Source organism: Variovorax sp. OAS795, from assembly GCF_040546685.1.
Classification (GTDB): Bacteria; Pseudomonadota; Gammaproteobacteria; order Burkholderiales; family Burkholderiaceae_C; genus Variovorax.
In genome coordinates this window covers 2,743,923-2,765,063 of sequence record NZ_JBEPOH010000001.1, presented here as the reverse complement: position 1 = coordinate 2,765,063, position 21,141 = coordinate 2,743,923, and the positions used below count along the sequence as shown (strand labels likewise).

Genomic DNA, 21,141 nt, shown 5'->3' with positions numbered 1-21,141 from the left:
TTCGCTCCAATAAAAAAAATCAGTGATCCGCCGCATGGCGGGGCGAGGCCTGGGCGCACGCACCCAGGCTGGACAGATATGCCTCGATGAAGGTGACCAGGGGCCGGTCCGACTGCACCAGCCTGGCTCGGAGCACGGCACCCTCCCAGGCGATCCAGAAGAACTCGGCGAGCTGCTCGACATCCAGCGTCGCCGAGATGGTTCCTGCGGACTGAGCCTCGCGCAGGCAGGAAGCCACCCGCTCCTGCCAGCCGACAAGGATGGCGTCGAGGCGTTCGCGAAAATCCACAGGCAGGGCCCCCAGTTCCTGGCTCAGGTTCCCGACAAGGCATCCCCGCGTGAAGCGGTGCTTGCGCATGCCTTGCGATGCGTCGGCAATGAAGTCGGCTAGCCGATCGAGCGGTGCACGTTCCTGGTTCAGCAGCCACCGGTCGAGCTTGCGCTTGAAGTAGTCGTCGTACGCCTCCATCACGGCCGCTCCGAACGCGTCCTTGTTCGCGAAGTAGTGATAGAACGAGCCCTTGGGCACGGTCGCCCGCTTCAGCACGGCATCCAGGCCCGTCGAACTGAAGCCCTGCTCGGTGAGCAACTCCATCCCGCATCGGATCAGTACATCACGCGTTGCCGCATACGCCGGCGAAGGCCGCCTGCCGCGCGCCACGGCCGTTCTGTGTTTTTCTGTCATGCGACAATTCTAGACCGATCGTTTAGAAATCACCCACTGCTTTCTCCTTCGCTCGCAGGCCCAAGTCTTGCTCTCGAAAACCCTGATACGAGTCCTAGTTGACACAATGTGTCCTGAGACCAATACTTCGACCACCTCCTCACTTCTGCAGAAGGAAGCCTCATGAAGCCCCACCCCATCAAGAATTGGCTTGTCGCCGCCGCCCTTGCCTGCCTGGCCACCACCCCCGCGCTGGCCGACGAGCCGTATCCGTCAAAGCCGATCAAGCTCGTTGCGGGTTTTCCACCGGGGGGGCCCACGGACATCATTGCCCGCGTGATTGCGCAGGGTCTCGGCAAAGAGCTCAACGGCACGGTCATCGTCGACAACCGCGCAGGTGCCGGCGGCGTCATCGGCGCCGATGCGGTCGCAAAGTCGAAGCCGGACGGCTACACCTTGCTCGTCGCGGTGGAGTCCTCGCAAACGCGCGGGCAAGCCCTGAATCCGACGCTTTCCTATGACCAGCTCAAGGACTTTGCCTACGTCAGAAACGTCGCCAAGCAGCGAAATCTCGTCGTGGTGAATCCCGACGTGCCGGTCAACAGCATCAAGGAGCTCATCGCCTATGCCAAGGCGAACCCCGGCAAGCTGAATTTCGGCGGCACCTTCGGCGCGACATCGCACATCGGCGGAACGCTGTTCGATGCACGCAACGGCACGCAGCTCACGTTCGTGAACTACAAGGGCGGCGCGCAACCCATCACCGATCTCATGGCCGGCGTGGTGCAGGTCGGCTTCTTCACCGAGGCGACAGTCGCCCAGCACATTCGGGCCGGAAAGATCAAGGCTCTGGCAGTTGCGGCGCCGGAGCGCTCGCCCGCGTTCCCGGACCTGCCCACGCTGCAGGAAGCCGGCAGCAAGCCGATCGATCTTTCGCCTTGGTTCGGCATTGCGGCGCCTGCCGGCACGCCGGGTCCCGTCGTGCAGAAGGTTGCGGCGGCGCTCGACAAGGTGGTGACGAGCCCCGAGTTCCTGGCGCAGCTGGAGACGCTCGGCGCCGTTCCGGTGAAGGTGTCCACACCCGACCTGTATACCAGGCAGGTGGCCAAGGAGATCGTGTTCTGGAACGATTGGGCGAAAACGATGACGACGCCCTTGACCCGCTGAGCAAGTGCCGAGTATCGATCCCGATGAACTTCTACGACCTCTACGACGAGAGACTGTCCGCGGCGGAGCGAGCGCTCGTCCAGGCCGCGAGCGACTTCTGCCGCGGCGAATTCAGCGCCCACCTCCTGGAGTCGCATACGCAGGGCCGCGCCTACGATGCCTCCTGGATCCACAGATGGGCCAAGGAAGGCTTCCTGGGACTTCAAGTGCCAAGGGAATTCGGCGGCCACGATGCCTCGTTCCTCTGCAAGATCCGCGTGGCGCAGACGATGGCGGAGCATGGCTTCGCCGCCGCCTTCGCGATCAACAATCTGCAGGGCTCCGTAACTCGCGTGGCGCGCTTCGGCTCCGAAAAGCACCGTGCCGAGCTCCTGGGCGCCATGCTGGGTGGGCGAACGCTGTGCGCCCCCGCCATGTCCGAGCCCGACGGCGGCAGCGACCTGGCCGCGCTGAAGACAAGGGCACGGCGCGTGGACGGCGGATGGCTGATCAGCGGCACGAAGTCATGGATCACCAATGGCTCGATCATCCAGTGCGCCAACCTGCTTGCAAGAGTTGAAGACCCGGTCGGCGCGGAGCCCGGCGACATCGCGTCTTTCCTGGTGCCGCTGGTTGACGGGCCAACGCTGCGAAGGGACGAACCCGTGATGCCGGGCGCCTGCTCCTTCCGCCTCGCATCCCTGGTTTTCCAGGATCATTTCGTTCCCGACTGGTGTCTGTTCGACCCGCCAGGGCAGGCGTTCAAGTCTTCCATGGCATCGGTCAATGCCGCACGCGTTCATGTCGCGGCCATGTGCGTCGCCTCTGCCAGGGCGGCCTTGGCAGAGGCGGTCGGCTACGCGGAATCAAGGCAAGCTTTCGGCAAGCCGCTGCTCAGGCACCAGGGATTCGGATGGGAGCTCGCCGAAGTTTCCCTCCGCCTGGAAGCAGCCAATGCCCTCGTGCTGCGCGCGGCGATCGCCGTGCAAACGGGAAAGGCAGCCCAGACGTTGGCCGCCCAGGCAAAAAAGTTCGCCGTCGACATGGCCGTCTGGGCACTCGATCAATGTCAGCGTTCAATGGGCGCCACCGGCGCGAGCGCCGGTCACCGCCTCGCCATGCTGTCGAGCGAAACACGGCTGGCGGCTTTCGGCGACGGCACCAGCCAGATGCTGCTGGACCGCATCGCCAAGGGCCTGGCCAAAGACTACGGGCCCTCACCCGCGCAAAAGGAATCCGATCGATGAGAAATGTGGTCGTCAAGGATGCGAACGCCGCGGTAGCGGGCTTGCGCGACGGAGACACGGTGATGGTCGGCGGCTTCGGCGGCGCGGGCGTTCCGCGCGGGATGATCGAGGCGGTGCTGGACCTCAAGGTGCGCGAACTGACCGTCATCTCCAACAACGCAGGCTCCGGCGGCCAGGACCTCTCGATGTGGTTTGGTGCACGCATCGTCCGGAAGATCATCTGTTCCTATCCGAGAAGCGCGGACGTGTTCGCCGACCAATACCGGGCCGGCGATGTCGAACTCGAGCTGGTCCCGCAGGGCACGCTGGTCGAGCGCATCCGGGCCGGCGGCGCGGGCCTTGGCGGCTTCCTCACGCCGACGGGTGTAGGCACCGTGTTCGAGAAGGGCAAGCAGAAGGTCGTGGTCGATGGCCGCGAGTTCCTTCTGGAGAAGCCCTTGCGTGCGCAGTTCTCGCTCTTGAAGGGCCGGCAGGCCGATGTGCTCGGCAACCTGAACTACAACAAGACGGCACGAAATCACTCTGTTGTGATGGCCACTGCCGCAGCGGTGGTCGCAGTGGAAGTCGACCAACTCCTGGCGCCGGGCGAGCTCGACCCCGAAGGCATCGTCACCCCCTGCATCTTCGTCGACCGCGTCTTTCTCTCGAGGCCCGCATGAACTCGCTGTCCAGACTGGAACTCGCGCGCCTGGTCGCCCACCAGCTTCCCAGGCAAGGCTTCGTCAACCTCGGCATCGGAGCGCCGACGAGGGTGGCGGACTACCTTCCCTCCGATACCTCGGTCATGCTCCATAGCGAGAACGGCATTCTCAACGTCGGGCCCAAGCCTGCCGAGGGAGAGGAAGACCTGGACCTGATCAATGCGGGGAAGATGCCCGTCACGCTTGCCCGCGGCGGCTCCTTCTTCGACTCCAGCCTGTCGTTCTCGATGATGCGTGGAGGCCACCTCGACATCGCCATCCTCGGTGCGTTCCAGGTTTCCCGGCACGGCGACCTCGCCAACTGGACCACGGGCGACCTGAATGGTGCGCCGCCCGCCATCGGCGGCGCCATCGATCTTGCCGTGGGAGCCAAGCAGATCTGGGTGATGATGGAGCACACCACGCGCGACGCGCAGCCGCGCCTGCTCGAGCGTTGCACCTTGCCCCTCACGGCGGTTGGGGTCGTGGCCAAGGTGTTCACGAACCTCGCGATCATCGACGTGACCGCCGATGGATTCGTGGTGCAGGCGCTTTTCGAAGGTGCTTCGCTTGAATCCGTACAGCAGCTCACCGGAGCGCCGTTGAAGCCGGCGTCCACGCTGCGGCGTTTCTCTTCGGACGGGGTGCTCACGCCGCCCCTTTGAGGCCGAGGTGGAGGCCGAGAGGTGACCCGCGCCCCAAGACCTACGCGGTGGCGGCAATCACGACCAGGGCCGACGCCGGTTCGTCGGTAAGCGCCGTGAGCTTGTGCGGAATGGTGGAGTCGAACTGCACGCAGTCGCCCGGCTCCAACTGCTCCTTGCGTGCCCCGATCTGCATCTCGATGTGGCCGGTGAGAACGAAGAGGATTTCCTCGCCCTCATGGTGGCTCATGATCCGGCCGCGCTTCTGGGTTTTTCCCGGGCGCACGATGAATGCCCGCATCACGCGGTCGTTGCGAAGGCCCGCGACCAGCGAGAGATGCGTCGTGGGATCTCCCGCAATGGACCCGTTGCCCCGGACGATGGAAACGACGTCTTCCTCCGGCTGTTGCCCGAAGAGCCGGTCCACCGTCACGCCCAGGGCCTTGGCAATATTGAGCGCAGATTCGATCGACGGGGTGGATATGCCACGCTCGATCTTCGACAAATAGCTGCGCGTGAGCCCTGAGTCTCGAGCCAGATTCTCCAGCGTCAATCCGCTTTGGACGCGCAGGTACTTGAGGTGTAGTGCCAAGGCTTTGAACGGGTCTGCGGCAGGCCGATCGGCTGCTCGCAAGCCACTGGAAATTGCTGCGGGTCCCGATTCTGGCACGAGTGTGTCGCCCGCTGCCTAGATGTCGAGCACCAGCCGAGGCCCCGCACACCCGGCGACGCAGACGATCACTTCATGCGCGCGCTCCTGAGCGCTCAATACCCTGTCGCGATGAATGGGCGGTCCCTCGGTCCAGCGTGTGCGGCACGCCCCGCAGATGCCGCCTGCGCATGAGACGGAAATGTCCGCGTCCATCGCCTCCAGGGTGGCAAGAAGGCCCACCTCGGGCTGCACCTCCATCGCGCGTCCGCTCCTGGCCAGCACGACGCTGTACGGCTGCGCGTTCACGGTTGGAACGAACTTCGGCGCGGTGAATCGCTCCACGTGCTTGCGGCTTTCGGGCCACTCGGCCACAGCGGATTCGAATGCGTCGAGCATTCCGGCGGGTCCGCAGCAAAATGCCTTCGCGTCCGGGCCGACGAACTCCACGATGGATTGAATGTCGGGCCGATTGACCTCGAGCGTGTTGTACAAGTGGACCCGATCACCCTGTACCGCCGGCTCCAGCATGTCGATCAGGCTCGGCTCGCCCATGCTGGCCCAGTGCAGCCGGTAGTTGGACTTGCCTTGTCGCTCCAATACCCGGATGGCTGAGATGAATGGTGTGACGCCGATGCCGCCCGCAACAAAGATGTTCATTCCGGTGGACGAGAGCTCCAGCCCGCTGCGCGGTACCGAGACACCAATGACTTCGCCGGCACGAAGCTCGTCGTGTATGTGGCGGGACCCGCCGCGCCCCTCCTCTTCGCGTTTGACTGCAACAACATATCTCCTGCTGTCGGCAGGATCGTTGCACAAGGAATAGGTACGCACGAGCCCATTGGCCAGATGGAGATCGATGTGCGCTCCGGCTCTGAAGGCAGGCAGGCGCCAACCGTCGTGGTCGGCCAAGACCAGCCGCTTGACCCCCGGCGCAGGCTCATCGATTTCACGAACGACAGCTTGAAGATGCTTGATCGCGTTCGGCATCTCACGCCTCGCGGACAGCGTCGCCCACGCGGACGACACCGCCCCTCAGAATCCGGCAATTGAGCCCCGACCTGTTGATCAATGGATCGAACACAGCCTTGCCCAGGATCTCCTCGATGTGGCGGCATGGCGTGGACAGGCGGGTGGCTTCGAGCAGCGTCTCCCCGACCCAGAACCGGCGGCCTACGAGATGGTTGAGCGGCACGCCTTGGACGGTCACGTTTCTGCGATGTTCCTCTGGCAGCATCTGGATCTTCGCATCGCGCGCCAATGCCTCCAGCGTCTCGATCTCGAACAGCGTGACCTGCCGCCCCTCCTCCGGCTTGTGGGAGTAGAAGCCGGACTCCCTGCCAATCATGTACCGGTCCCCTTCGATGCCCTTGCCAGGCACGAGCGTCAGCTGGTCGAACGCCTCCATGGGGAGGAAGGCGCGCGGCGTGATGTGAAGATATCGAACGACACCCGCCCAGGCAGGAACAACTTCCCGACTGCCGAACTGCTGTTGGTGAGTTGCTGCAGCAAGCATGTAACACGCTCCTTGGAAACGATGGCTCGACCGGCCCGATGAGGGAACCTCATTATAAGACACTTTGTGTCCCATAGGACCCGCCATGCACCACGAGAACCGGGCTCCGACAAGGCGGCGTCATTCCGCTGTCAGCGCTCCTGGTCCTTGAAAAGCCCAATGAAGAGATTCCGCATCCAGTGGTGCGCGGGATCGGACTCGAACCGTCGGCTCCAGTGCAGCGACACGGTGAAGGCGCTGCGGGGAAGCTCCGCCGGAAGCACCGCATAGCGCTTCGGCTCGATGAACCTGCGCGCGATCGCCTGCGGCATCACGACCGCGAAGTCGGTGCGCGCAATGATCGCCGGCAGCGCAAGAAAATGCGCCGAGTTGAGCACCAGCCTTCCGTCCAGCCCGAGCTGCTGAAGGATGCGGAAGGTCTCCGAATGCGAGCGCACGGCGACGTACTCCAGGCGCCGCAGGTCCTGGATGGCCACGCGGGCATTCGCCGCTTTCGTGCCCTTGGCCATCGGATGCCCTGCCCGCACCACCACCGCGTAGCGGTCGCGCAGCAGTTCGACGCGCTCCGTACCGCTGACCGAAGGCAGAAACCCGAGTGCGAAATGGATGGCACCGGTTTCGAGGGCATCGGTGATCTCCCCATGGGGCAGCGGCGTCGTGTGCACGCGTATACCGGGTGCCTGGCGGTGCAAGGCTTCCATCAGTTCCGGGAGCAGCCGGGCCTCGCCGATGTCGTTCATATGGAGCCGGACCGTCATCTTCGAGCGTGACGGATCGAAGGTGTCTTCGTCCCGCAGCACATCCTCGATGGCGGCCACTGCCGGCTGAACGACGCTGGCGAGCCGCTCGGCGCGCAAGGTCGGTCGCATGCGCCCGTTGGCGCGCACGAACAGCGCATCGCCCAAGGCAAGCCGCAACCTTGTCAGACCCTGGCTGGCCGCCGGCTGCGACAGCCCCAGCGCATCGGCCGCACGGCTGACGCTGCCCAGGCGGTACACCGCCTCGAACAGCCGGAGCAGGTTCATGTCCAGCTTTTCAGTATGCATCTGTCTTATTTTGCTTTAGATATTTCATTGTATTGATGAATACCAGCCGAACCGCAAGACTGCGGGCCTCATCTAGGAGCATTCATGGATCGACACGTCGAACTTCCCGCGCAAGCGCCTCTCCCGGCCGGCAGCACCCTGACTGTGCGAGACGCGGTTTTCAGGCTGCTGCGCGCATTCGGCATGACCAGCGTGTTCGGCAACCCGGGATCGACGGAACTGCCGATGTTCATCGACTTTCCGGAAGACTTCCGCTACGTGCTCGGGCTGCAGGAGTCCGTGGTCGTGGGCATGGCGGACGGCTACGCGCAGGCCACCCACAACGCGGCATTCATCAACCTGCACTCCGCCGCCGGCGTCGGCCATGCGATGGGCAACATCTTCACGGCCTTTCGCAACCGCACGCCGCTGGTCATCACGGCCGGGCAACAGGCGCGATCGATCCTGCCCTTCGAGCCCTTCCTCGGGTCCACGCAGGCGCCCGAGCTGCCGAGGCCGTACGTCAAGTGGAGCGTCGAGCCGGCGCGGGCCGAGGACGTTCCGCTGGCGATTGCGCGGGCCTACTACATCGCGATGACGCCGCCGCGGGGCCCCGTGCTGGTCTCGATCCCGTCGGACGACTGGGATGTGCAGACCTTGCCGGTCGACGCGCGGGAGGTCAGTCGGCATGTGCGCGCGGACCCCGACCTTCTCGCGCGCATCGCCGCGGCCCTCGATGGCGCCCGCTCCCCCGCCTTCGTGGTCGGTGCCGCGGTCGATCGGGACGAGGCCTGGAAAGAGGCGGTCGAATTGGCCGAGCGGCACAACGCCCGTGTGTACGTCGCGCCCATGTCCGGCCGATGCAGCTTTCCGGAAGATCATCCGCTGTGGGGAGGCTTCCTGCCGCCGATGCGCGAGCGCATTGTCGAGCGGCTCGCCGGCCACGACCTGGTGTTCGCGCTCGGTGCGCCGGCGTTCACCTACCATGTGCCGGGCCAAGGGCCCCACCTGCCCGAAGGATGCGAGCTGGTGCAGCTGACGGACGATCCGCAGGTGGCAGCCTGGGCTCCCACAGGAACTTCCGTGGTCGGCAGCATCCGCCTGGGATTGCTCGACCTGCTCGAGTGCAGCACGCCGCGCAATCGTCCGGCACCACCTGCCCATGTGCGGCCACCGCGCGTTGCAGAGCCGGAGCCGGGCGAGCGCCTGCCGGTGGCGTGGGTCCTGCAGACGCTGGCCGACGTGCGCGCGCGCGACAGCATCCTGGTCGAGGAAGCACCCAGCGCACGGCCCGTGATGCACGGCCACCTGCCGGTCTTCGAGTCGGAAACCTTCTACACCATGTGCAGCGGCGGCCTGGGCTTCGGCCTTCCAGCCGCGGTGGGGGTGGCGCTGGGCAAGCCTGGCGCGCGGGTCATCGCATTGGTGGGCGATGGCTCGGCGATGTATGCCATCCAGGCGCTGTGGAGTGCAGCCCAGCTGGCGCTGCCGGTCACGGTGCTGATCCTGAAGAACCGCCGCTACGCCGCGCTTTACGAGTTCGCCCGCATCTTCGGCTACCGGCCCGACGCGCATGTTCCGGGCACCGACCTGCCCGATCTCGATTTTGTTGCGCTGGCTCGCGCACAGGGCATGAAGGGGCTGCGCGTCGACACGGCGGAGCAGCTGCGTCCCGCCTTGCACCAGGCCCTGCAATCGACCGCGCCGATGCTGGTCGAGATCGAAGTGGCCTGAGAGTTTTTCGCTTTTCCAAATCTACAAGGAGACAAGACGATGGGCACGATATCGATGTTGATCAACGGCGAGGACCGCCAGGCTGCCGACGGTGCCACCTTCGAGCGGCGCAATCCGCTCGACGGCGAGGTGGCGACGATCGCGCCGGCCGCCACGAAGGCCGACGCCGTGGCAGCGGTCGAAGCCGCCGCGGCCGCGTTTCCGGCCTGGTCCCGCACGGGCCCGGGCGAACGCAGAACGCTGCTGCTGAAGGCTGCACACGCCATCGAGGCGAAGGCCCAGGCCCTGACGGATGCCATGGCCTGCGAGACCGGTGCCGGCGCCCCGTGGGCCGGATTCAACGTGCACCTGGCCGCCGGCATGCTGCAGCAGGCGGCGGGCATGACCACCCAGATCAGCGGCGAGGTCATCCCCTCCGACGTGCCCGGCAGCCTGGCCCTGGGCCTGCGCCGTCCGGCCGGCGTGGTGCTCGGCATCGCGCCCTGGAATGCGCCGGTGATCCTGGGCGTGCGTGCGATCGCCACACCGCTGGCCTGCGGCAACACGGTCGTGTTCAAGGGCTCGGAACTCAGCCCTGCGACCCACGGCCTGATCGTCGAAGCGTTCAAGGATGCCGGCTTCCCGCCGGGTGTCGTCAACTTCGTGACCAATGCGCCGGCGGATGCGGCCGAGGTGGTCGAAGCGATCATTGCCCATCCGGCGTTGCGCCGCGTGAACTTCACCGGCTCCACCCGCGTCGGCAGGTTGATCGCGCAGACCTGCGCGAAGTACCTGAAACCGGCGGTGCTCGAGTTGGGCGGCAAGGCTCCGCTGGTCGTGCTGGACGATGCCGACCTCGATGCGGCGGTCAACGGCGCGGCCTTCGGCGCTTTCGCCAACAGCGGCCAGATCTGCATGAGCACCGAGCGCATCATCGTCGACCGCCGGATCGCGGACGCCTTCGTCGCGAAGCTCGCCGCCAAGGCCGTGCAGCTGCCGCTGGGCGATCCGCGCAAGGGGCCGGTGGTGCTGGGTTCGGTGGTCGATGCGAGCACCGTCGAGCGCTGCAACGCGCTGATCGACGACGCACTTGCAAAGGGTGCGAAGCTCGTGTGCGGCGGCAAGGCCGACAGCACGCTGATGCCCGCGACGCTGCTCGACCACGTCACGCCGCAGATGCGCATCTACCATGAAGAAAGCTTCGGTCCCGTGAAACCGGTGGTGCGTGTCGACGGCGTCGACGAGGCGGTGCGCGTGGCCAATGACAACCCCTACGGACTGTCCGCCGCCGTGTTCGGGCGCGACATCGCCCGTGCCTGGGACGTCGCCAACCGCATCGACTCCGGCATCTGCCATGTGAACGGCCCGACCGTGCACGACGAGGCGCAGATGCCCTTCGGCGGCGTGAAGGATTCGGGCTACGGCCGCTTCGGCGGCAAGGCCGGCATCGACGCCTTCACCGAGTTGCGTTGGCTCACGGTGCAGACCACCGAACGCCACTATCCGTTCTGATGAACAGCAGGAGACAGCCCATGAAATCCCTGCTCGCAACCGCGGCCCTTGCACTCGGCCTCGGGCCGTGCGGCATCGCCCAGGCCCAGGACTGGCCGAAGCAGCCGATCAAGATCATCGCCAACTTCGCGCCCGGCGGCGCGGCGGACCAACTGGCCCGCGTGATCAGCGCACCGCTGCACGAAGCCCTGGGCCAACCGGTGCTCGTGGAGAACCGGGGCGGCGCTGGCGGCAACCTCGGTGGCGATTTCGTCGCCAAGTCGCCGTCCGATGGCTATACGTTCCTGATGAGTTCGGGCGGCATGGTGTCGATCAATCCGCACATCTACGCAAGGATGCCCTTCGACCCTGGGAAGGATCTCGTCCCGGTCGCATCCGTCGCACGCGTGCCGTTCTACCTGGTGGTTCGTGCCGACAGCCCGGTCAAGGACTTCAAGGGCCTGGTCGCCGACCTGAAGGCGAACCCGGGCAAGCGCTCGTTCGGATCGCCCGGCAACGGGAGCTCGCCTCACCTCGCAGCGGAGATGATGACGGGCCAGACAGGGACCACGGCCATCCACGTGCCGTACCGCGGCGCGGCGCCCGCGCTGACCGACCTGCTGGGCGGCCAGATCGACTTCCTCTTCGATCCGGGCATCAGCATCCAGCACGTCAAGACCGGAAAGCTGCGCATGCTCGCGGTGGCAAGCCTCAAGCGCGCGCCCCAGATGCCCGAGGTGCCGACGCTCGACGAACTCGGGCTCAAGGGCTTCGACGCCGACGCGGTATTCGGCCTCTACGCACCCGCCGGCACTCGGCCGGCGGTGATCCAGCGGATCAATGCCGAAGTCAACCGCGCGCTGGCACTGTCGGCTGTCAGGGCAACCATCGAAACCCTCGGCAACGTGCCGGAGCCGCTGACCCCCGCAGCTTTCGGGGACAAGGGTGCGGCCGACTTCAAGCGGCTTGGCGCCGTGATCCGGGAGCGCGGCATCCGCGCCGACTGATGCATGAAGAAGAAAGACAGCCGATGACCGCCACGCCCCGGCCCGATGCCGGCCACCCTCCCCTCATTGCCACGGACGTGCTGATCGCCGGCGGCGGTCCCTGCGGCCTGATGTTCGCCAACGAACTCGGGCGCCGCGGCATCCGCTGCCTGCTGGTCGATGCCAAACCAGGTACGGCCTTCAACCCGCAGGCCAATGCGACCCAGGCCCGAACGATGGAGCATTTCCGGCGGCTCGGGTTCGCGCACGAGATCCGTGCGCTGGGCCTGCCGGCCGACCACCCGACGGACATTGGGTACTTCACGCGCTTCGCCGGTCATGAACTGGCGCGCATCAACCTGCCCACGGCCGCCGAGGCCGCGGTCAAGGTCAAGTCGATGACCGGGTCCTGGAGCGCCGCCGAGCTGCCGCATCGCGTGTCGCAGAAATTCGTCGAGCAGGCGCTGCGCCGCCATGCGCAGGCCTGGCCTTCCGCCGATGTGCGCTATGGCTGGCGGCTGGAGCGGTTCAGCGACGAGGGTGGATCGGTGAGCGCCACGGTGCGGCCGGCCGAGGGCGGCCCTGCGCAGGAGGTTGTCGCAAAGTTCCTCGTCGGTGCCGACGGCGCGCGCAGCCTGGTGCGGCAACAGCTGGGCATCGAATGGGGCGGCGAGAGCGGCATTCGGCGCGAGTTCATGGGCGGCAAGATGTTTGCCATCTACCTGCGCGCGCCGCGGTTCCTCGACGTGCTGCGCCATCCCAAGGCCTGGATGTACGTGGCCGTCAACCACGAAAGGCGAGCCTTCATGGCCTCGGTGGACGGCGTGTCCGAGTACGCCTTCCATGCGGCGCTGCGCCCCGGCGAAGATGCCGACGGCTGGACCGAGGCCGACGCGCGCCGCGTCTTCACCGAGGCGGTGGGCGCCGACGTGCCGATCGAGATTCTCTCCATGGGCACCTGGCTCGCGGGGCACGCGCTGGTGGCGCAGCGCTTCCAGCAGGGCCGGGTCTTCATCGCAGGCGACGCGGCGCACCTGTTCACGCCCACCGGTGGACTGGGCTACAACACGGCCGTCGAAGACGCGGTCAACCTGGGCTGGAAGCTCGCGAGCGTGATCCGCGGCCAGGCACCGCTGGCGCTGCTCGACAGCTACGAGGCCGAGCGCAGGCCCTTGGCCGAGCGCAACACCGGCTATGCGCGCAAGTTCGCCGACTCGGTGGGGCTCTTCGCGGCAAAGCCTGAATTGGAAGAAGCCTCCCAGCGGGGCGATGCCGAGCGCAAGCTCGCGGGCCTGCACTTCGATGCGCATGCCCGGCTCGAATTCAATATCCCGGGCGTGACCTTCGGCGGCCGCTACGACGGCTCGCCGATCATCCTCGGCGATGGGGCCGTGCTGCCGCTCGACGAGCCGAACGCCTACACACCCACCGCCAGTCCGGGCGGGCGGCCACCGCATGCGTGGCTCGATGACGGGCGCTCGCTGTTCGACCTGTTCCACACCGAATGGACCCTGCTGGCGCTGGGGCCTGATGCCCCCGCCACCGACGCCTTCGAAGCCGCGGCACGAGGTCTGGAAATGGACCTGCGCGTCGTGAGGCTGGCACAGCCGTCCCTGCGCGAACTCTACGAAGCGCCGCTTGCGCTGGTCCGCCCGGACCAAATCGTGGCATGGCGCGGTGCGGCCCCGGACGATGCGGCAAATGTGCTGTCTCGCGTCACTTCAATCCCTTCAACAATCCCCGTCGATGCGACGGGAGGAGACCCGGCATGAAAGTCCACACCCCGCTTCTTCGCCTCGCTGCCTTTGCAATGGCCCTGGCCATGGCGCCTTCGGCATTCGCGCAGGCTTGGCCCACCAAGCCGGTCCGCCTGGTGGCGGCTTTTCCGCCGGGCACCCCGGGCGACGTGATCGCGAGGCTGATACAGCCGGCGCTTCAGGCCGCCTGGAATCAGGCGGTTGTCATCGAGAACAAGACCGGTGCCGGGGGCAACCTGGCGGCCGGGGAAGTCGCGCATGCCCGGGACGGCCACACCCTGCTGGTCGGGCCCGACACGATCCTCACCATCAATCCCCATCTCTACAGGAAGCTGGGCTTCGACCTGAGGGCTTCGCTCAGGCCGGTGACGTACTTCGCGAGCTTCAACCAGACCCTTGCCTGCAATCCCGCGGCCGATGTGCCGTCCCTCGCGAAGTTCGTCCAGTTGCCCTCGACGCGTCTGTACGCCTCCGGCGGCGCGGGCACGCCCAGCCACATGGCCATGGAGATGCTGCTGGCCACGACCGGAACCAGGCTCACCCATGTGCCCTACAAAGGTCCAGGCCCTGCCGCGCAGGACGTGATGGGCGGCCATGTGGACTGCGGCTTCATCGTCTCCTCCATCGTGCTGCCACATGTCCAGAGCGGGCGGCTGCGCGCGATCGCGGTGTCCGGCAAGGAACGATCGGGCCTGCTGCCCGAGGTTCCGACGATCGCCCAGAGCGGACATCCGGGATTCGATGCCACCTTCTTCGAGACCCTGATGGCACCGTCCAGCCTGCCGGCTGCCACGGTCGAGAAAATCCAGCGCGACGTGCGCGCCGCGCTCCAGGCGCCTGCCGTGAAGACACGGCTGGCGGAGATGGACCTGCGTGTCGAGGGCTACAGCACGCAGGAGGCAGAGCGGCGCAGCCAGGAGGACTTCGCCAAGTGGGGCACGGTCGCGCAGCGGACCCAACTGCAGCTGGACTGAAGGAGAGCCCTCATGCGCAATCTGGACCATCACACCATCACCGACGCCGTGCTTGCGCGGCAGGCAGAGGCGCCGGACCCGCGGCGGAGGCGCATCATGGACAGTCTCGTGCAGCACCTGCATGCCTTTGCACGCGAGGTGGCGTTGACCGAAGAGGAGTGGCTCGAGGGCATCGAGTTCCTGACCCGCTGCGGCCACATCACCGACGACAAGCGACAGGAGTTCATCCTGCTGTCGGACGTGCTGGGCCTGTCGATGCTGACGGTGGCGCAGAACAACGACAAGCCCGCCGGCTGCACCGAGGCGACCGTCTTCGGCCCGTTCCACGTGGAAGGCGCGCCTCGCTACGAACTTGGCGCAGACATCTCCAACGGAGCCCGGGGCATTCCGTGCCTCGTGCGCGGCACGGTGCGCGGCATCGGCGGCGAGCCGGTCGCCAACGCCCGCATGGACGTTTGGCAATCCGACGAAGACGGCCTGTACGACGTGCAGCATCCGGAGATCGACCATGCGCAGGCACGCGGCATCGTGCACGCCGACAGCGAGGGGCGCTACCACTTCCGCTCGATCCTGGCCGTTCCATACGCCGTTCCGCACGACGGCCCGGTGGGCGATCTCCTGAAGGCAACCGGCCGGCATCCGTGGCGTCCCGCGCACCTGCACTTCCTGATCGAGGCCGAAGGCTACGAGAAGCTGATCACGCACGTGTTCCGCAGCGACGATCGGTACCTGGATTCGGATGCGGTGTTCGGCGTGCGCCAGTCGCTGATTGCCGACTGGAAGCAGCAAGCCGACGGCTCCTACCTTGTCGAGTACGACTTCGTGCTGAACCCCGCCGGGCAGGAGCCTGCGGATGCCTGACATCCTGCCATTGCCGAGCATGAAGGATTTCGTCTACAACGGCCAGCCTTCGCGGGTGGTGTTCGGGGCCGGCGCCCTGTCGCACCTGGAGCGCGAGATCGAGCTTCTCGGGGCGCGCCGTGCGCTGGTGCTGTGCACGCCCGAGCAGCAGGGCCAGGCGCAGATGGTCGTCGAACGTCTGGGCGATCGCGCGGCGGGCATCTTTGCGCGCGCCGTCATGCACGTGCCCATCGAGACGGCACGCGAGGCCCGCGACGAGGCGCGGCGCCTGGGCGCTGACTGCGCCGTAGCGATGGGAGGCGGCTCGACGATCGGTTTGGGCAAGGCCATCGCACTCGACTCCGGTTTGCCGATCCTTGCGATCCCGACGACTTACGCGGGAAGCGAGATGACGCCGATCTACGGCATCACCGAGGCCGGATTGAAGAAGACCGGCAAGGACGCACGCGTGCTGCCTCGCACGGTCATCTACGACCCGGCGTTGACGCTGACGCTGCCGGTTTCCTTGAGCGTGACGAGCGGCATGAATGCGATCGCACACGCGGCGGAAGGTTTGTATGCGCGCGACGGCAATCCGGTGATGAGCCTGATGGCCGAGGAAGGCATCCGTGCCATCGCCAGGGCGCTGCCAGCCATCCGCCGGCGCAGCGACGACATCGATGCGCGCGCAGACGCGCTGTACGGTGCGTGGCTGTGCGGGACGGTACTTGGCAGCGTGGGCATGGCGCTGCACCACAAGCTGTGCCACACCCTTGGCGGCAGCTTCAACCTGCCCCATGCCGAAGTTCACACGGTGGTGCTGCCCCAGGTCATTGCCTTCAACGCACCGGCAGTGCCTGGCGCCATTTCCTGCATCGAGCGCGCACTCGGGCCGGCAGAGCCGCGCAGCGCCGCGGCCAGCCTTTTCGACCTGGCACGAGACAACGGCGCGCCGGTGGCGCTGCGGGACCTCGGCATGAAGGAGGTCGACCTCGACCGCGCTGCGGATCTCACCGTGAAGAACCCTTACTGGAACCCGCGAGAGATGGGTCCAGCGCAACGCAACGAGATCAGGCAGCTCCTGCAAAAGGCCTTTGACGGCCTACGACCCGCGTAATCAGGCTTCGTGCGCCCGGCGCGGGTAAACGCTATATGGTTGGTATTGCAACCAGTTGAGATTGCAATGAAAATTCCAGGACTCGAGACGCACATGACGGCCGAGCCTTGAACGCAATCCATCTGGAGACCCACCATGAAATTCAACCGCCGTGCCATCGCGTGTGCGCTCTTCGCCTCCGCCGCTTTGGCGTTCGCCTCCCCCGGGGCCATGGCGCAGGCGGTCAAGGTCGGCATCATCGGCCCCTTCTCCGGCCCCTTCGCCCACTACGGCTCGCTGTTCAAGGCGGCCGCGGAGAGCTATGTCGCCAGCCAGGGCGGCAAGCTCGCCGGGAAGGACGTCGAATTCATCTATCGCGACACCGGCGGACCCAATCCTGCGCTGACCAAGACCCTGGTCCAGGAGCTGCTCGTCAAGGACAAGGTCGACTACCTGGGCGGCTTCGTCTTCACGCCCAATGCGATGGCCGTCGCACCGCTGATCCAGCAGTCCAGGACGCCGACCGTGATCTTCAACGCCGCGACCTCGGCCATCACCGAGAAGTCCGAGTACTTCCTGCGCAGCAGCTACACCTTGTGGCAAGTCACCGTGCCCGCGGCGCAGTGGGCCGCGAAGCAGGGAGTGAAGAAGGTCGTCACGGCCGTCACGGACTTCGGGCCGGGCATCGACGCCGAGACGGCCTTCAAGAGCGAGTTCGCCAAGCAAGGCGGCACGGTGGTGGAGAGCATCCGCATGCCGATCGCCACCACGGATTTCGGGCCTTTCGTGCAGCGCATCAAGGCGAGCGGCGCGCAGGCGGTCTATACCTTCCTTCCGGGCGGCCCGCCCAACCTCGGCTTCGTCAAGGCCTACAACGAGAACGGGCTGGCGAAGGCCGGCGTGCAGTTCCTCGGCTCCGCCGAAACGGACGAGTACGACTTGCAGAAGTTCGGTGATTCGGCCGTGGGCTTGACGACCGCCTTCCACTATTCGGGTGCGCACGACTCGCCCGAGAACAAGAAATTCATCGCTGCGCTCAAGAAGCAGGACCCGAATGCAGTGGCCAACTATGCGTCCGTTGGCGCGTGGGACGGCATGTACCTGATCCACAAGATGATCGAGGCGACGGGCGGACAGAAGGATGGACCCAAGGCCCTGGCCGCGGCCCGCACGCTCAAGTGGGAGAGCCCGCGCGGCCCGGTGAGCATCGATCCCAGGACACGCCACATCACACAGAACGTCTACCTGCGCAAGGTCGAGAAGGTGGGCGACCAGCTCGTCAACAAGGAAATCCAGAGCTTCGGGCTCCAGACCGACTTCGGCCTGGAGAAGTGAACGGCCGGCCGCATCGCCCTGCCTGAGTTCGAACCCGTGAACACCTTCCTCAACATCCTGATCGACGGGCTGGCCTACGGCATGGTGCTGTTCGTCATTGCCGTCGGCCTGTCGGTCACGCTCGGGCTGATGCGCTTCGTGAACCTGAGCCACGGCGCTTTCGCCATGGTGGGCGGGTACTGCGCAGCCCTCCTGACGCGGGAGGCGCAGTGGAGCTTCTGGCTGGCCGTGCCAGCCGCGGTGCTCGCCACGGCGGCGCTCGGTGCCGCGCTCGAAGCCCTGGTACTTCGCCATCTCTACCGCCGCAAGGAGCTCGACCAGGTGCTGTTCACGATCGGGCTGAGCTTCGTGCTGATCGCGACCACCAATGCGCTGGTCGGCCCGCAGGTGCAGTTGATCCCGCTGCCGCCTCTGCTCGCCGGATCGGTGGACCTGGGCTTTCGCACGCTGCCGGCCCAGCGCCTGCTGGTGATCGCGGCCGGCCTCGCGGTGGCGGGCCTCGCTGCGTGGACGGTCACCCGCACGCGCTTCGGCATCTGGCTGCGTGCGGCAGTCGATCACAGCGGCACGGCGTCCGCACTGGGCATTCCGATCCGAACGGTGCAGTGCGTGAGCTTCGCGGCAGGCGCGGCGCTGGCCGGCCTGGGCGGCATCCTGGGCGCCGAGCTGATGCCGCTGGAACCCTTCTATGCGCTCAAGTACCTCGTGCTGGTGCTGGTGGTCGTCGCGGTCGGCGGCATGGGCAGCATCGCCGGGTCGCTGGCAGCCGCCGTGCTGCTGGGGGTGATCGAGACGGCCAGCAAGTACCTGGCCTCGGACTGGGGAAGCCTCTTCTTCTTCGTCGCCATGGCCGTCCTGCTGGCCTGGCGTCCCAACGGCCTGCTGAAGCAATGAACACGATGACATCCCTACCCGCGCCCAGTGCGCGATCCGAGGACGCCTCGGCACCGCGCTTCGCCCCCGCCTGGCGCGCGCCGCTCGTGGTCCTGCTGCTCGGTTTGGTGGCCTGTGCCGCCATGCCGGATCAATTGGGATTGATGACGCGCATCTTCATCACCGCCCTCTTCGTCCTTTCGCTCGACCTGGTCGTCGGTGTCGCGGGCCTGGCGACGCTCGGCCATGCCGCCCTTTTCGGCATGGGGGCGTACGCAGCGGGCATCTTCGCGCTGCACGTTCATCCGGATCCGCTGGTGGGGCTTGCCGTGGGCATTGCAGCCGGTGCGGGCCTGGCCGCGTTCTCGGGCGCATTCCTGCTGCGCTACCAGGGGTTCACCTTCCTGATGCTCACCATCGCGGTCTCGCAGATCCTGCTGAGCCTGGCGCAGAAGGCTCGCGGCTGGACCGGGGGCGACGATGGCTTGTCCGGCTTTGTCATGGGTCCGGTTCTGGGCCGATTCGACTTCGACCTCGAGGGCCGCGTCGCCGCCGTGTACGCACTGGCCGTTCTTGCCGTGCTGCTTTATGCCGCGCGCCGCATCGTCGACTCGCCGTTCGGCCTGGCCGTTCGCGGCATCCATGAGAACCGCGCGCGGATGGCGGCGTTGGGCACCCCCGTGCTGGCTCGCCTGTGGATGCTCTACACCGTCGCAGGCGCCCTGGCCGGAGCGGCCGGTGCGCTGTCGGCGCAGACCAACGCCGTGGTCGGCATGGACAGCCTGTCGTTCGCACTGTCGGCCGAGGTCCTCGTTATGCTCATCCTGGGCGGCGCAGGCCGGCTCACCGGCGCGCTGGTGGGAGCCACGGTGTTCACGGTGCTGCACCACACGGCGGCCTCCATCAACCCGTACCACTGGCTGTTCGTGGTCGGCGCGTTGCTGATGCTGGTGGTCCTCGTGTCGCCCGCCAAGGCCTGGGCCTGGCTGCGTCGCCGAGCCGGAGGTGCACGATGAGCGCGCTGCTGGAACTGCAGTCCGTCGACAAGCGCTTCGGCGGACTCCATGTGACGCGTGGCGTGTCGTTCGCCCTGCATGCCGGTGACCGTCTGGCCTTGATCGGTCCCAACGGTGCGGGCAAGACCACGCTCGTGAACCAGATCAGTGGCGTGCTGGCTTGCGACAGCGGAAAGATATCGCTGCTCGGCGAAGACGTCACGCGGCTGAGCCAGGCCCAGCGGGTGCGCGCCGGATTGGCGCGAACCTTCCAGATCACGACCCTGGCGCCGCACTTCCCCGTGCAGCGGCAGATCGAGCTTGCGCTGTTCGAACGCGAGGGGTTGACGGGCCGGATGTGGCGCAGCGTGGATGCCTATCCCACCCTGCAAGCCGAAGCGCAGGGCATCCTCACGCGCTTCGGGCTGCGCGTGCACGCCGGCACAGCGACCGAGGACCTCGCGTACGGCGAACAGCGCCTGATCGAAATGGCACTTGCCCTGGCGCTGCGCCCCAAGGTCGTTCTGCTGGACGAACCGATGGCCGGCGTGCCGAAGGGCGACGGGAACCGCCTGCTGGCGGCGCTGGACTCGCTGCCGCGCGACCTGGCCGTACTCATCATCGAGCACGACATGGACCTGGTATTTCGCTTCGCCAACCGGATCGTCGTGCTGGCCGAGGGCGCGGTGATCGCCGACGGTTCTCCCGACGCGGTGCGGCGCGACCCTCGGGTGCGTGCCGCTTACCTGGGGAATTGAAATGGCCCAGCCGATCCTGAAACTGGAAGGCGTGGTGGCCGGCTACGGTCCGACCACTGTCCTGAACGATCTCTCCTTTGAAATGAAGGCGCAAGACCGCCTGGCCATCGTCGGGCGCAATGGCGTGGGCAAGACCACGGCGCTGCGCGCCATCATGGGGCTGGTGCCATTGCGCAGCGGTACCGTCAGGTTCATGGGCCAGGACATCTCCGCGCTGGCACCCCATCACCGTGCGGAACTCGGACTCGGCTACGTGCCGCAGACGCGCGACATCTTCCCTTCGCTGACCGTCGAGGAGAACCTGCTTGCCGGCCTCAAGCGGAGGCCTCGTGGCGCCCTGGACGAGGCGTATGCATTGTTCCCGAGACTTGCCGAGCGCCGCCGCAACGGAGGCGCTCAGCTCTCAGGCGGCGAGCAGCAGATGCTGTCGGTCGCGCGGGCCTTGCTCGGCCAACCTTCGCTGCTTCTGCTCGACGAGCCACTGGAAGGACTCGCGCCGTTGATCCGCCAGGAACTGCTGCGCGCGTTCGCCAACCTCAGCGAGCAAACCGGCATCGCCGTCGTCATCGTCGAGCAGCAGGTGGACGAGGCGCTGGGCTACGCGGAGCGCGCGTTGATTCTCGACCATGGGACGGTGGTGCATGGCGGCCGCGCCGCGGAGCTCCTGAACGATCGGGAAGCGCTCGAGCGGTGGGTCGGCATGGCCGTGCATTGAAGCTCGAGGCATTGCGCATGACGAACCCAATTCCAAC

21 protein-coding genes are annotated in these 21,141 nt (G+C 66.5%); 16 read left to right on the top strand and 5 right to left on the bottom strand.

Annotation, left to right across the window (positions count from 1 at the left end; translation table 11 throughout):
- Positions 1-19: 19 nt before the first annotated feature.
- Positions 20-685 carry an acrylate utilization transcriptional regulator AcuR gene (gene acuR, locus ABID97_RS13270; RefSeq protein ID WP_354398931.1) on the bottom strand — a complete coding sequence of 222 codons (666 nt, stop codon included), beginning with the start codon at positions 683-685 and terminating at the stop codon, positions 20-22.
- A gap of 162 nt (positions 686-847) precedes the next feature.
- Between acuR and ABID97_RS13265 the strand changes: the two genes are divergently transcribed.
- From ABID97_RS13265 to ABID97_RS13250, 4 genes are read left to right on the top strand one after another with little or no spacing between them, the layout of a single operon-like run.
- Complete coding sequence (locus ABID97_RS13265; protein ID WP_354398930.1) at positions 848-1,831, top strand: Bug family tripartite tricarboxylate transporter substrate binding protein; 984 nt, start codon at positions 848-850, stop codon at positions 1,829-1,831.
- A 23-nt stretch (positions 1,832-1,854) separates the two neighbouring features.
- Complete coding sequence (locus ABID97_RS13260; RefSeq protein WP_354398929.1) at positions 1,855-3,057, top strand: acyl-CoA dehydrogenase family protein; 1,203 nt, start codon at positions 1,855-1,857, stop codon at positions 3,055-3,057.
- On the top strand, positions 3,054-3,716 hold the full coding sequence (locus tag ABID97_RS13255; protein WP_354398928.1) for a 3-oxoacid CoA-transferase subunit A: 663 nt from the start codon (positions 3,054-3,056) through the stop codon (positions 3,714-3,716). Before ABID97_RS13260 ends, ABID97_RS13255 begins: the two co-directional genes overlap by 4 nt.
- Positions 3,713-4,402 (top strand): 3-oxoacid CoA-transferase subunit B, encoded by a 690-nt coding sequence (locus tag ABID97_RS13250; protein ID WP_354398927.1) that lies wholly within the window; start codon positions 3,713-3,715, stop codon positions 4,400-4,402. Before ABID97_RS13255 ends, ABID97_RS13250 begins: the two co-directional genes overlap by 4 nt.
- Before the next feature lie 40 nt (positions 4,403-4,442).
- Here the strand turns inward: ABID97_RS13250 and ABID97_RS13245 are convergent, their stop codons facing one another.
- The 4 genes from ABID97_RS13245 to ABID97_RS13230 form a co-directional block, all read right to left on the bottom strand.
- Positions 4,443-4,973, bottom strand: coding sequence for a helix-turn-helix domain-containing protein (locus ABID97_RS13245; protein WP_354398926.1), 531 nt, complete (start codon positions 4,971-4,973; stop codon positions 4,443-4,445).
- 96 nt (positions 4,974-5,069) lie between these two features.
- On the bottom strand, positions 5,070-6,020 hold the full coding sequence (locus ABID97_RS13240) for a PDR/VanB family oxidoreductase (protein WP_354398925.1): 951 nt from the start codon (positions 6,018-6,020) through the stop codon (positions 5,070-5,072).
- Between the two features lies 1 nt (position 6,021).
- The gene (locus ABID97_RS13235; RefSeq protein WP_354398924.1) at positions 6,022-6,546 is read right to left on the bottom strand and encodes an MOSC domain-containing protein; all 525 of its coding nucleotides are present in this window, start codon (positions 6,544-6,546) and stop codon (positions 6,022-6,024) included.
- 131 nt (positions 6,547-6,677) lie between these two features.
- The gene (locus ABID97_RS13230; RefSeq protein ID WP_354398923.1) at positions 6,678-7,592 is read right to left on the bottom strand and encodes a LysR family transcriptional regulator; all 915 of its coding nucleotides are present in this window, start codon (positions 7,590-7,592) and stop codon (positions 6,678-6,680) included.
- An 84-nt stretch (positions 7,593-7,676) separates the two neighbouring features.
- Here ABID97_RS13230 and mdlC point away from each other — a divergent pair, with 84 nt between their 5' ends.
- The 12 genes from mdlC (at position 7,677) to ABID97_RS13170 (ending at position 21,104) form a co-directional block, all read left to right on the top strand.
- Positions 7,677-9,305 carry a benzoylformate decarboxylase gene (gene mdlC, locus ABID97_RS13225; RefSeq protein WP_354398922.1) on the top strand — a complete coding sequence of 543 codons (1,629 nt, stop codon included), beginning with the start codon at positions 7,677-7,679 and terminating at the stop codon, positions 9,303-9,305.
- 39 nt (positions 9,306-9,344) lie between these two features.
- Positions 9,345-10,796: an aldehyde dehydrogenase gene (locus tag ABID97_RS13220; RefSeq protein WP_354398921.1), complete on the top strand. Its 1,452-nt coding sequence runs from the start codon at positions 9,345-9,347 to the stop codon at positions 10,794-10,796.
- A gap of 20 nt (positions 10,797-10,816) precedes the next feature.
- Entirely contained in the window at positions 10,817-11,782 is a 966-nt protein-coding gene (locus ABID97_RS13215) for a Bug family tripartite tricarboxylate transporter substrate binding protein (protein WP_354398920.1), read from the top strand.
- A gap of 23 nt (positions 11,783-11,805) precedes the next feature.
- Positions 11,806-13,533: an FAD-dependent oxidoreductase gene (locus ABID97_RS13210; protein WP_354398919.1), complete on the top strand. Its 1,728-nt coding sequence runs from the start codon at positions 11,806-11,808 to the stop codon at positions 13,531-13,533.
- Positions 13,530-14,492, top strand: coding sequence for a Bug family tripartite tricarboxylate transporter substrate binding protein (locus ABID97_RS13205; protein ID WP_354398918.1), 963 nt, complete (start codon positions 13,530-13,532; stop codon positions 14,490-14,492). Before ABID97_RS13210 ends, ABID97_RS13205 begins: the two co-directional genes overlap by 4 nt.
- Positions 14,493-14,504: 12 nt before the next feature.
- Entirely contained in the window at positions 14,505-15,353 is an 849-nt protein-coding gene (locus tag ABID97_RS13200) for an intradiol ring-cleavage dioxygenase (RefSeq protein ID WP_354398917.1), read from the top strand.
- 19 nt (positions 15,354-15,372) lie between these two features.
- Complete coding sequence (locus ABID97_RS13195) at positions 15,373-16,449, top strand: maleylacetate reductase (protein ID WP_354401758.1); 1,077 nt, start codon at positions 15,373-15,375, stop codon at positions 16,447-16,449.
- A 135-nt stretch (positions 16,450-16,584) separates the two neighbouring features.
- Positions 16,585-17,763, top strand: coding sequence for an ABC transporter substrate-binding protein (locus ABID97_RS13190; protein WP_354398916.1), 1,179 nt, complete (start codon positions 16,585-16,587; stop codon positions 17,761-17,763).
- A gap of 36 nt (positions 17,764-17,799) precedes the next feature.
- Positions 17,800-18,657 (top strand): branched-chain amino acid ABC transporter permease, encoded by an 858-nt coding sequence (locus tag ABID97_RS13185; RefSeq protein ID WP_354398915.1) that lies wholly within the window; start codon positions 17,800-17,802, stop codon positions 18,655-18,657.
- A 5-nt stretch (positions 18,658-18,662) separates the two neighbouring features.
- Entirely contained in the window at positions 18,663-19,652 is a 990-nt protein-coding gene (locus ABID97_RS13180) for a branched-chain amino acid ABC transporter permease (protein WP_354398914.1), read from the top strand.
- The gene (locus ABID97_RS13175) at positions 19,649-20,389 is read left to right on the top strand and encodes an ABC transporter ATP-binding protein (protein WP_354398913.1); all 741 of its coding nucleotides are present in this window, start codon (positions 19,649-19,651) and stop codon (positions 20,387-20,389) included. The genes ABID97_RS13180 and ABID97_RS13175 overlap by 4 nt, the downstream gene beginning before the upstream one ends.
- Position 20,390: 1 nt before the next feature.
- Positions 20,391-21,104 carry an ABC transporter ATP-binding protein gene (locus ABID97_RS13170; RefSeq protein ID WP_354398912.1) on the top strand — a complete coding sequence of 238 codons (714 nt, stop codon included), beginning with the start codon at positions 20,391-20,393 and terminating at the stop codon, positions 21,102-21,104.
- Positions 21,105-21,141 lie beyond the last annotated feature (37 nt).